We start from the raw sequence: 8,044 nt of genomic DNA, 5'->3' as shown, positions 1-8,044 counted from the left end.
GGCAGCGTGATCAGCCCGGCCTGGCCGGAGATCGCCGTGACCGTCCCTGCGGACCTACACCATGGCGTGGGACACGATCCGCCCTCCAGTAGCGGGTCTTCGTTCCGCCTCAGGTTCGCGCGAGAGCGACGCAGCCTTCGCCATGCGAACTGGATCGGCGTTGCGAGGCTTTGCCCCGCTATGCCAATTAACTCGATGACGGGACCAACCCGTTTTCCGAAATGGTAAAGTTCCATTGTGTCGCTCCCGGCTCAAGCGGGAGCGCGTGGGTCTCCCAGTCACGGGACGCTTGATAAATTGTCAGGTGATATTCAATCATAGCACATTACTGGCTCACGCTGGCGTCAATTCGCGTACGCCGCGCCATAGAAAGCGTCCGGGGCCGACCGCGTGCGAGCACATCTACGATGGCGACGGCGACACTCACTGGATGATCGGATATCCGCTTGTCACGGAAGCCTTGGTGGAGGAAGCCTTTCTCACCTCCGCCGCGACCAAGGCCAACGCACGGGATCATTTCGGGGCTGAAGCGGGAGAATATGCCACGAAATGCGCCATCGTGAGCATGACGCGGCTGCAGGATGGATGACGAGGTAAGTTCGGAAAGATGTTTTTCAGCCGCTTCTTCAGCTTCCCGTCGCGAGACATGGCGATCGATCTCGGAACGGCAAACACCGTCGTCTACCTGCGCGGCAGCGGCATCGTCCTGAATGAGTCGTCGGTTGTCGCGATCGAGACGATCAACGGCGCGAAGCGAGTGAAGGCGGTCGGGGACGACGCCAAGCTGATGATGGGCAAGACCCCGGATCATATCGAGACGGTCCGCCCGCTGCGCGACGGCGTGATCGCCGACATCGACGTCGCCGAGCAGATGATCAAGCACTTCATTCAGAAGGCGCATGGGGGAGCGAGCCGCCTGCCGCGTTCGCCAGAAATCGTGATCTGCGTGCCCTCCGGCTCGACGTCGGTCGAAAGGCGCGCGATCCGCGATGCCGCGTCGAACGCTGGGGCTTCACGAGTTTTCCTGATTGAGGAACCGATGGCGGCGGCGATCGGCGCCGGCATGCCGGTCACCGAGCCGATCGGTGGAATGATCGTCGATATAGGGGGCGGCACAACGGAGGTCGCGGTGCTATCTCTGCGCGGACTCGCCTACAGCTACTCGGTGCGCGTCGGCGGCGACAAGATGGACGAGGCGATCACCTCCTCCATCCGCCGCAACCACAACCTCTTGATCGGCGAAGCGACCGCCGAGCGGATCAAGCAGGAGATCGGGACCGCCAAGATGCCTGCGGACGGCAAGGGCCTCACTATCCACGTCAAGGGCCGCGATCTCGTCAACGGCGTGCCAAAGGAGATTGCGATCAATCAGGCGCAGATCGCCGAAGCCATTAGCGAGCCGGTCAGCCGGATCGTCGAAACCGTTCGTATCGCGCTCGAAAACACCCAGCCGGAACTCGCCGCCGACATCGTCGACCAAGGCATCGTGCTGACCGGCGGCGGCGCACTTCTGCACGAGTTGGATGCGGTACTGGCCGAAGCGACGGGTTTACCGGTCACGGTCGCGGAGAATCCCTTGATCTGCGTAGCGCTTGGTGCTGGTCGCGCCCTTGAAGATCCGCTCTACCGAGGCGTACTCTCCACGGCGTGAGTCGGTCGTCAAACCGGGCGAAACCCACCCAGATACCATCAAATGTACCGGATAGGTGTGATTTTGCCCGGACGAGGCCGAACAGGATACACCAATAAACCCTTGATTTACATACGCATGGCGGACGCTAGCGAACGCCTATGGATAGTTTCTGGTGCCCCTGGCCGGACTCGAACCAGCATGCCTTGCGGCGTTCGATTTTGAGTCGAATGCGTCTACCAATTTCGCCACAGGGGCAGCGAAGGGCGGCCCTAGCCGAGACCGGGGCCGCCCGCAACACCTTGCTTTACGATCAACTCAGGCAGCGACTTCTTCCGCTTTGGGATCGTCGCCGAAGCGATTGGCACCGCGCGTGCCTTCAAGGCACATGAAGACGATGACGATGAGTGCGCCGACGAACGGAATGAAGTTCAGGAGCACGAACCAGCCCGATTTGTCCTGATCGTGGAAGCGCCGCACCTGAACCGCCAGCGCGGGAATGAAGACGATCAGCGCATAGAGCAGCACTGCCATCGAAAATCCGCCCGCCCCACTGGCCGCGGCCATCGGGTCGGTCATCATTCCAAAGCCGCCGGTCGCGCCCATCAGGACAACGTAGATAATCAGATTCAACAGGAAGAACATCCAGTATTCCTTGCGCCGTGAACGGCCCGCGAAATCGGCATAACGCTTGAAAGGCAGGATCATCCATTCCATGACATTTCCCCCTATAGTTGGCCGCATCTTTGCAGCTCTGCGATGGAGACTATGCCAATTGTCGTGACTGGCAAGACAATTTAGTTACGCGGAGCCTGGCGCCGATAGCTGAGTGCTTCGGCGACATGAACACGCCCTACACCATCGCTTGCCGCCAGATCGGCGATCGTCCGCGCCACCCGCAGGATTCGGGTGTAGCCGCGCGCCGAAAGCCGCATCGCCTCGGCGGCCTGCGCGAGCAGCTTTCGCCCCGGCTCGTCGGGCGTCGCCACCGCCTGCAGAACTTCGCCATCTACCTCGGCATTGGTGCGAATGCCCTGCCCCCGATAGCGCGCGGTCTGGATATCGCGCGCTGCCGCGACGCGCGCGGCGACCTGAGCGGACCCTTCCGCGGGCGGCGGCAGCACGAGATCGGCGGCGGTCACCGCCTGCACCTCCACATGCAGATCGATCCTGTCGAGCAGCGGCCCCGAGACCTTGGCCTGATAGTCGGCGGCGCAGCGCGGTGCACGGGCGCAGGCGAGCGCGGGATCGCCCAGATGCCCGCAACGGCACGGATTCATCGCCGCCACCATCTGCACGCGCGCGGGGAAGGTGACGTGCGCATTGGCGCGCGCGACGCTGACCGTGCCCGTCTCGAGCGGCTGCCGGAGCGAATCGAGCACCGCGCGCTGGAATTCGGGAAGCTCGTCGAGAAAGAGCACGCCCAGATGCGCAAGGCTCACCTCGCCCGGTCGCACCTTCAATCCGCCGCCGACCAGCGCCGCCATGGACGCCGAATGATGCGGGCTCCGGAAGGGCCGCGCGCGGATAAGGCGCCCGTCGGTCAGTTCGCCCGCGACCGACGCGACCATCGAGACCTCGAGCGCCTCTGCGGCCGCGAGTTCGGGCAGAATTCCCGGAAGGCACGAGGCAAGCAGCGACTTTCCCGCGCCCGGCGGGCCGATCATCAGCAGATTGTGCCCGCCAGCCGCCGCGATCTCGAGCGCGCGCTTCGCGGTTTCCTGTCCCTTCACCTGTTTCAGATCCGGGCCATGCCCGTTCATCGCGACTTCGCCCGGCACAGGCGGACGGAGCAGGGCGCTGCCCTTGAAATGGTTGAGCAGGCTGAGCAGGTCGGGCGCAGCGATCACCTCGACATCACCCGCCCACGCCGCCTCGGGCCCCTGCGCTGCGGGGCATATCAGCCCTTTCGCCGCTTCCGAGGCGTGAAGCGCCGCGAGCAGCACGCCAGGCGATGGCGCCACGCGCCCGTCGAGCCCGAGTTCGCCCACGACGACATAGGATGCCAGCGTCTCGGCATCGATCACGCCCATGGCGCCGAGCAGGCCGAGTGCGATCGGCAGATCGTAATGCGACCCTTCCTTGGGCAGGTCCGCGGGTGACAGGTTGACCGTGATCCGCTTGGGCGGCAGCGCGAGCCCGATCGCCGCGATCGCGGCGCGAACGCGCTCGCGGCTTTCAGCGACAGCCTTGTCGGGCAAGCCGACGACGACGAACCCCGGAACCCCCGCCGCGACCTGTACCTGCGTTTCGACCGCGCGTGCCTCAAGTCCCAGATAAGCCACTGTCGAGACAATGGATACCATGCTCGCTCCCGTTTTGTTCCGGCGCACTGTGGCGACAGATCGTTGCGGAGTCGAGACGGGTTTTCGACGAACGACCATATCGCGCCTTGCGCCCGCGAAACGCGATTCCCACATCGCCGGCATGAGGCTGAAGGACCGTCTTTCCGCTATTGCGCGCGACGAGCGCGTCCGCTACGCGCTGTTCCTGCTCGGCTGCGCGCTGATCGTGCTGGCGCCGATAGTGTCGCCGCTTCCCGGGCCCGGCGGGATCGTCCTGTTCGCGATCGGCGCGAGCCTTGCGCTCAGGAATTCGCACTGGGCCAAGAAGCGCTATGTCGCGTTCAAGAAGCGGCATCCCAAATATGGCGAATGGGCCGACTGGAGCCTGAGGCGCGCAAGCGCGAAGCGGCGCGCGGAAATTGCGCGCGATCAGGCGACCGAATCCGATTGACTTCCGCCACCAGTTTCAATATCCGCCCCCCCAACAGCGGCCGCCCGCCTGAGGCGGCCATTTTCTATTTTGACGTTTGAGGAAATGAGCGATGAAGCGCACCTTCCAGCCGAGCAACCTTGTGCGCGCCCGCCGTCACGGCTTCCGCGCACGCATGGCGACCCCGGGCGGTCGCAATGTGATCCGCGCCCGTCGCGCACGCGGCCGCAAGGTTCTGTCGGCCTGATTGGCCTTAGCCGCCGCGCCGACTATCTGGCGGCGAACGGCGGCAAGCGTGTGGCGATGCCGGGCTTCGTCCTGCTCGTGCGCGCGCGGGACGATGGCGAATCGCTCGTCCGATACGGCATCACGGTTACCAGGAAGATCGGCGGCGCTGTTGTCCGGAACCGGATGAAGCGCCGTTTTCGTGCGCTTATCCGCGAGCTTTTGCCCGAGCAGGGCGTCGCAGGCGCGGATCATGTGCTGATCGGACGCGCCGGCGGGGTGGAGCGGGACTTCGGCGACCTGCGCCGTGAACTTTCCAAAGCACTCGCGAAGGCCGCGCGATAATGATCGCGAAACTGCTGATCGGTGTCGCACGCCTCTGGCAGATCGGCCCTTCGGTGATCCTGCCGCCCAGCTGTCGTTATCAGCCGAGCTGTTCGGCCTATGCAATCACCGCACTCAGCCGCTATGGCGCACTCAAAGGCTCCTGGCTCGCCGCCAGGCGCATCGCCCGCTGCCACCCCTGGGGTGGCTCGGGTTATGATCCCGTTCCATGATTTGGGGGAATGACGTTGGACAATAATCGCAACATGGTCCTGGCGATCGTGCTGTCGGCTCTCGTGCTGTTCGGATGGACTTTCGTCTCCGACCGCTATTTCCCCACCGCCAATCCCCCCGCGACCAAGGTGGTCGACGGCAAGCAGGTTCCCGTGCCGAGCGCGACGGGCAGCCCGGTGCCGCAAGGTCCGGCCGCGCTGCGCGAGCGCGCCGCCGTACTTGCCGAGGCACCACGCGTGAAGATCGAGACGCCTGCACTCAAGGGCTCGATCAACCTCAAGGGCGCGCGCATCGACGACCTCACCCTCACGCGCTACCGCGAGACGATCGCCAAAAATTCGCCGCCGATCCGCCTGTTGTCGCCTGCGGGTGCCAAGGAAAGCTATCTGGCCGGCTTCGGCTGGACCGGACAAGGCCTGGTCGCCCCGACCGCCGACACGGTCTGGACCGCGAGCGCTCCCGCACTCACACCGGAATCGCCGGTGACCCTGAGCTGGGACAATGCCCAGGGGCAGCGCTTCGACATCAACCTGTCGGTCGACAAGGATTACATGTTCACGGTCAGGCAGACCGTGACCAACACCGGCGCAGGCGCTGTCGCAGCGCAGCCCTTCGGCTTTGTCAGCCGCCAGGGCGTCTTCAAGGATCCCGACAGCTGGACGATCCACATCGGCCCGATGGGCGTGTTCAACGGCGCCGCCAATTACGACATCAACTTCAGCAATGTCGACGAGGCGGGCAATAACGGCGTCAAGAACGCGTCCAAGGGCGGCTGGCTCGGCTTCACCGACAAATACTGGCTGACCGCGCTCGTCCCCGATCAGGCCGCGAACATCAACGGCACCTTCCGCGTCGGATCGGACAAGAATTATCAGGCCGATTTCACCGGCGAACCGCAGATCGTCCAGCCGGGCAAGGCGCTCAGCACCACCTCGCGCTTCTTTGCGGGCGCAAAGGAGGTCAGCGTGCTCGATCGCTACGAGGATGATCTCGGCATCAGGCAGTTCGATCGCGGCATCGACTGGGGCTGGTTCTACTGGTTCGAAAAGCCGATCTTCTACCTGCTCGACTGGCTGTTCCGCGTCTTCGGCAATTTTGGCGTCGCGATCATCGGGCTGACGCTCATCATCCGCCTGTTGATGTTCCCGATCGCACAGAAGCAGTTCAAGTCGATGGCGGGCATGCGCGTGGTGCAGCCCAAGATGAAGGCGTTGCAGGAACGCTACAAGGACGACAAGCCGCGGCTCCAGCAGGAGATGCTCAAGCTCTATCAGCAGGAAAAGATCAATCCGCTCGCGGGCTGCCTTCCCATCCTGCTGCAAATCCCGATCTTCTACGCGCTCTACAAGGTGCTGCTGCTGACGATCGAAATGCGCCACCAGCCCTTCGCGTTGTGGATCAAGGACCTGTCGGCGCCCGATCCCATGACTCCGGTTAACCTGTTCGGGCTGCTACCCTTCACGCCACCTTCGATGATCGCGCTGGGCGTGCTGCCGATCCTGCTTGGCATTTCGATGTGGCTGCAGTTCAAGCTCAACCCCGCGCCCGCAGATCCGGTGCAGCAGCAGGTGTTCGGCATCATGCCCTGGGTCTTCATGTTCATCATGGCACCCTTCGCGGCGGGCCTGCAGCTCTACTGGCTGACCAACAACATCCTCTCGATCGGGCAGCAGAAATGGCTCTACAGCCGCCATCCGGCGCTCAGTCAGGCGGAAGCCAAGTGAGCGAGCCCGAAAGGACCGAAGAAGCGATCGAGGCCGCGCGAAAGATTTTCGCGGGGCCCGTCGCCTTCCTGAAGTCCGCGCCCGCGCTCAAATTCCTGCCGGACATGAGCGTGCCCGAGGTCGCCTTTGCCGGACGTTCGAATGTCGGCAAGTCGTCGCTGCTCAATGGGCTCACCAACCGCAACGGGCTGGCGCGTACGTCGAACACGCCGGGGCGCACGCAGGAACTCAACTTCTTCGACGTCGGCGATCCGCTGATCCTGCGGCTCGTCGACATGCCGGGCTATGGCTTTGCCAAGGCGCCCAAGGATGTCGTCAAGCAATGGCGCTTCCTCATCAACGACTTCCTGCGCGGCCGCGCGGTGCTGAAGCGCACGCTGGTGCTGATCGACGCGCGCCACGGCATCAAGGATGTCGACCGCGACGTGATGAAGATGCTCGACGAGGCCGCCGTCAGCTACCGGCTGGTTCTGACCAAGGCCGACAAGATCAAGCCCACCGAGCTTGCCGCGGTCATGGAACGCACCGCCACCGAGGCGCGCACGCGTCCCGCCGCACATCCCGAGATCATCGCGACCTCAAGCGAGACGGGACAGGGCATGGCCGAACTGCGCGCCGCGGTGATCGAGGCCATCACCGCCTGAGCCGGCCTGGCTATATTGACGCGATCGGGCGCTCCGGCGTGCTCGCCGCGCTTGCCCCCTTCGATCCGCATGTCGCGGGCACCCCGCCGCTCGGGATCGACCTGCCATCGAGCGATATCGACATATTGTGCCATGCGCCCGATCCGGACCGGCTTGCACATGTGCTGTGGCAGGATTTTAGCGACTGTGCCGGCTTCTCGCTTCGACATTGGACGACCGAAAGCCGACCGCTGATCGCGTCCTTTTCAGCGCATGGCTGGATGTTCGAGATTTTCGGAAGCGCGCAACCCGTCGCCGAGCAGCCCGGCTGGCTGCATTTTCAGGTCGAGAAACGCCTGCTTGCGCTCGGCGGACAGGCGTTCCATGCCAAGGTGATGGCTGCGCGCCATGCGGGCACCAAAACCGAGCCCGCCTTTGCAGCGGCGCTCGCCTTGCCCGGAAATCCCTATGACGCACTCGCAGCGCTCCACCCGGCCCCGGACGATGAGCTTGCCCTTTTGATCGCGCGCGCAGGCTTTTGACGCCGCGCGACATTGCCGCCCTCGCCC

11 protein-coding genes and 1 tRNA gene are annotated in these 8,044 nt (G+C 64.2%); 9 read left to right on the top strand and 3 right to left on the bottom strand.

What is annotated here, in order from left to right:
* Positions 1–430: 430 nt before the first annotated feature.
* Positions 431–589 carry a hypothetical protein gene (locus MKI88_RS08675; protein ID WP_241630853.1) on the top strand — a complete coding sequence of 53 codons (159 nt, stop codon included), beginning with the start codon at positions 431–433 and terminating at the stop codon, positions 587–589.
* Between the two features lie 18 nt (positions 590–607).
* Positions 608–1,651 (top strand): rod shape-determining protein, encoded by a 1,044-nt coding sequence (locus MKI88_RS08670; protein ID WP_241630851.1) that lies wholly within the window; start codon positions 608–610, stop codon positions 1,649–1,651.
* Positions 1,652–1,803: 152 nt separating this feature from the next.
* Here MKI88_RS08670 and MKI88_RS08665 read toward each other — a convergent pair.
* From MKI88_RS08665 to MKI88_RS08655, 3 genes are all read right to left on the bottom strand, one after another.
* Positions 1,804–1,888, bottom strand: a tRNA-Leu gene (locus MKI88_RS08665).
* Positions 1,889–1,948: 60 nt separating this feature from the next.
* The gene (locus tag MKI88_RS08660) at positions 1,949–2,347 is read right to left on the bottom strand and encodes a DUF805 domain-containing protein (protein WP_241630848.1); all 399 of its coding nucleotides are present in this window, start codon (positions 2,345–2,347) and stop codon (positions 1,949–1,951) included.
* Between the two features lie 80 nt (positions 2,348–2,427).
* A complete protein-coding gene (locus MKI88_RS08655) occupies positions 2,428–3,936 on the bottom strand; it encodes a YifB family Mg chelatase-like AAA ATPase (protein WP_241630846.1) in 1,509 nt (502 codons plus the stop codon).
* 121 nt (positions 3,937–4,057) lie between these two features.
* Here MKI88_RS08655 and MKI88_RS08650 point away from each other — a divergent pair, with 121 nt between their 5' ends.
* The 7 genes from MKI88_RS08650 (at position 4,058) to MKI88_RS08620 (ending at position 8,017) form a co-directional block, all read left to right on the top strand.
* On the top strand, positions 4,058–4,366 hold the full coding sequence (locus MKI88_RS08650) for a hypothetical protein (protein WP_241630844.1): 309 nt from the start codon (positions 4,058–4,060) through the stop codon (positions 4,364–4,366).
* Between the two features lie 91 nt (positions 4,367–4,457).
* Positions 4,458–4,592, top strand: coding sequence for a 50S ribosomal protein L34 (rpmH, locus tag MKI88_RS08645; RefSeq protein WP_119763803.1), 135 nt, complete (start codon positions 4,458–4,460; stop codon positions 4,590–4,592).
* Complete coding sequence (gene rnpA, locus MKI88_RS08640) at positions 4,589–4,915, top strand: ribonuclease P protein component (RefSeq protein ID WP_281063725.1); 327 nt, start codon at positions 4,589–4,591, stop codon at positions 4,913–4,915. Before rpmH ends, rnpA begins: the two co-directional genes overlap by 4 nt.
* A complete protein-coding gene (yidD, locus tag MKI88_RS08635) occupies positions 4,915–5,127 on the top strand; it encodes a membrane protein insertion efficiency factor YidD (protein WP_241630840.1) in 213 nt (70 codons plus the stop codon). The genes rnpA and yidD overlap by 1 nt, the downstream gene beginning before the upstream one ends.
* A 15-nt stretch (positions 5,128–5,142) precedes the next feature.
* Positions 5,143–6,852 carry a membrane protein insertase YidC gene (gene yidC / locus MKI88_RS08630; RefSeq protein ID WP_241630866.1) on the top strand — a complete coding sequence of 570 codons (1,710 nt, stop codon included), beginning with the start codon at positions 5,143–5,145 and terminating at the stop codon, positions 6,850–6,852.
* A complete protein-coding gene (gene yihA / locus MKI88_RS08625; protein ID WP_241630839.1) occupies positions 6,849–7,496 on the top strand; it encodes a ribosome biogenesis GTP-binding protein YihA/YsxC in 648 nt (215 codons plus the stop codon). The genes yidC and yihA overlap by 4 nt, the downstream gene beginning before the upstream one ends.
* On the top strand, positions 7,493–8,017 hold the full coding sequence (locus MKI88_RS08620; protein ID WP_281063724.1) for a DUF4269 domain-containing protein: 525 nt from the start codon (positions 7,493–7,495) through the stop codon (positions 8,015–8,017). Before yihA ends, MKI88_RS08620 begins: the two co-directional genes overlap by 4 nt.
* Positions 8,018–8,044 lie beyond the last annotated feature (27 nt).

It is taken from the genome of Sphingomonas sp. LaA6.9 (assembly GCF_022601895.1).
Taxonomy (GTDB): domain Bacteria; phylum Pseudomonadota; class Alphaproteobacteria; order Sphingomonadales; family Sphingomonadaceae; genus Sphingobium_A.
Note: the sequence above shows the minus strand (reverse complement) of the source record. Positions and strands in the feature narration are given on the sequence as shown.

Excerpts from the sequence above, each read along its gene's own strand:
- MKI88_RS08650 (WP_241630844.1), top strand. The coding sequence starts at position 4,058 with ATGAGGCTGAAGGACCGTCTTTCCGCTATTGCGCGCGACGAGCGCGTC.
- MKI88_RS08670 (WP_241630851.1), top strand. The coding sequence starts at position 608 with ATGTTTTTCAGCCGCTTCTTCAGCTTCCCGTCGCGAGACATGGCGATC.
- rpmH (WP_119763803.1), top strand. The coding sequence starts at position 4,458 with ATGAAGCGCACCTTCCAGCCGAGCAACCTTGTGCGCGCCCGCCGTCAC.
- yidD (WP_241630840.1), top strand. The coding sequence starts at position 4,915 with ATGATCGCGAAACTGCTGATCGGTGTCGCACGCCTCTGGCAGATCGGC.
- MKI88_RS08660 (WP_241630848.1), bottom strand. The coding sequence starts at position 2,347 with ATGGAATGGATGATCCTGCCTTTCAAGCGTTATGCCGATTTCGCGGGC.
- MKI88_RS08675 (WP_241630853.1), top strand. The coding sequence starts at position 431 with ATGATCGGATATCCGCTTGTCACGGAAGCCTTGGTGGAGGAAGCCTTT.
- MKI88_RS08655 (WP_241630846.1), bottom strand. The coding sequence starts at position 3,936 with ATGGTATCCATTGTCTCGACAGTGGCTTATCTGGGACTTGAGGCACGC.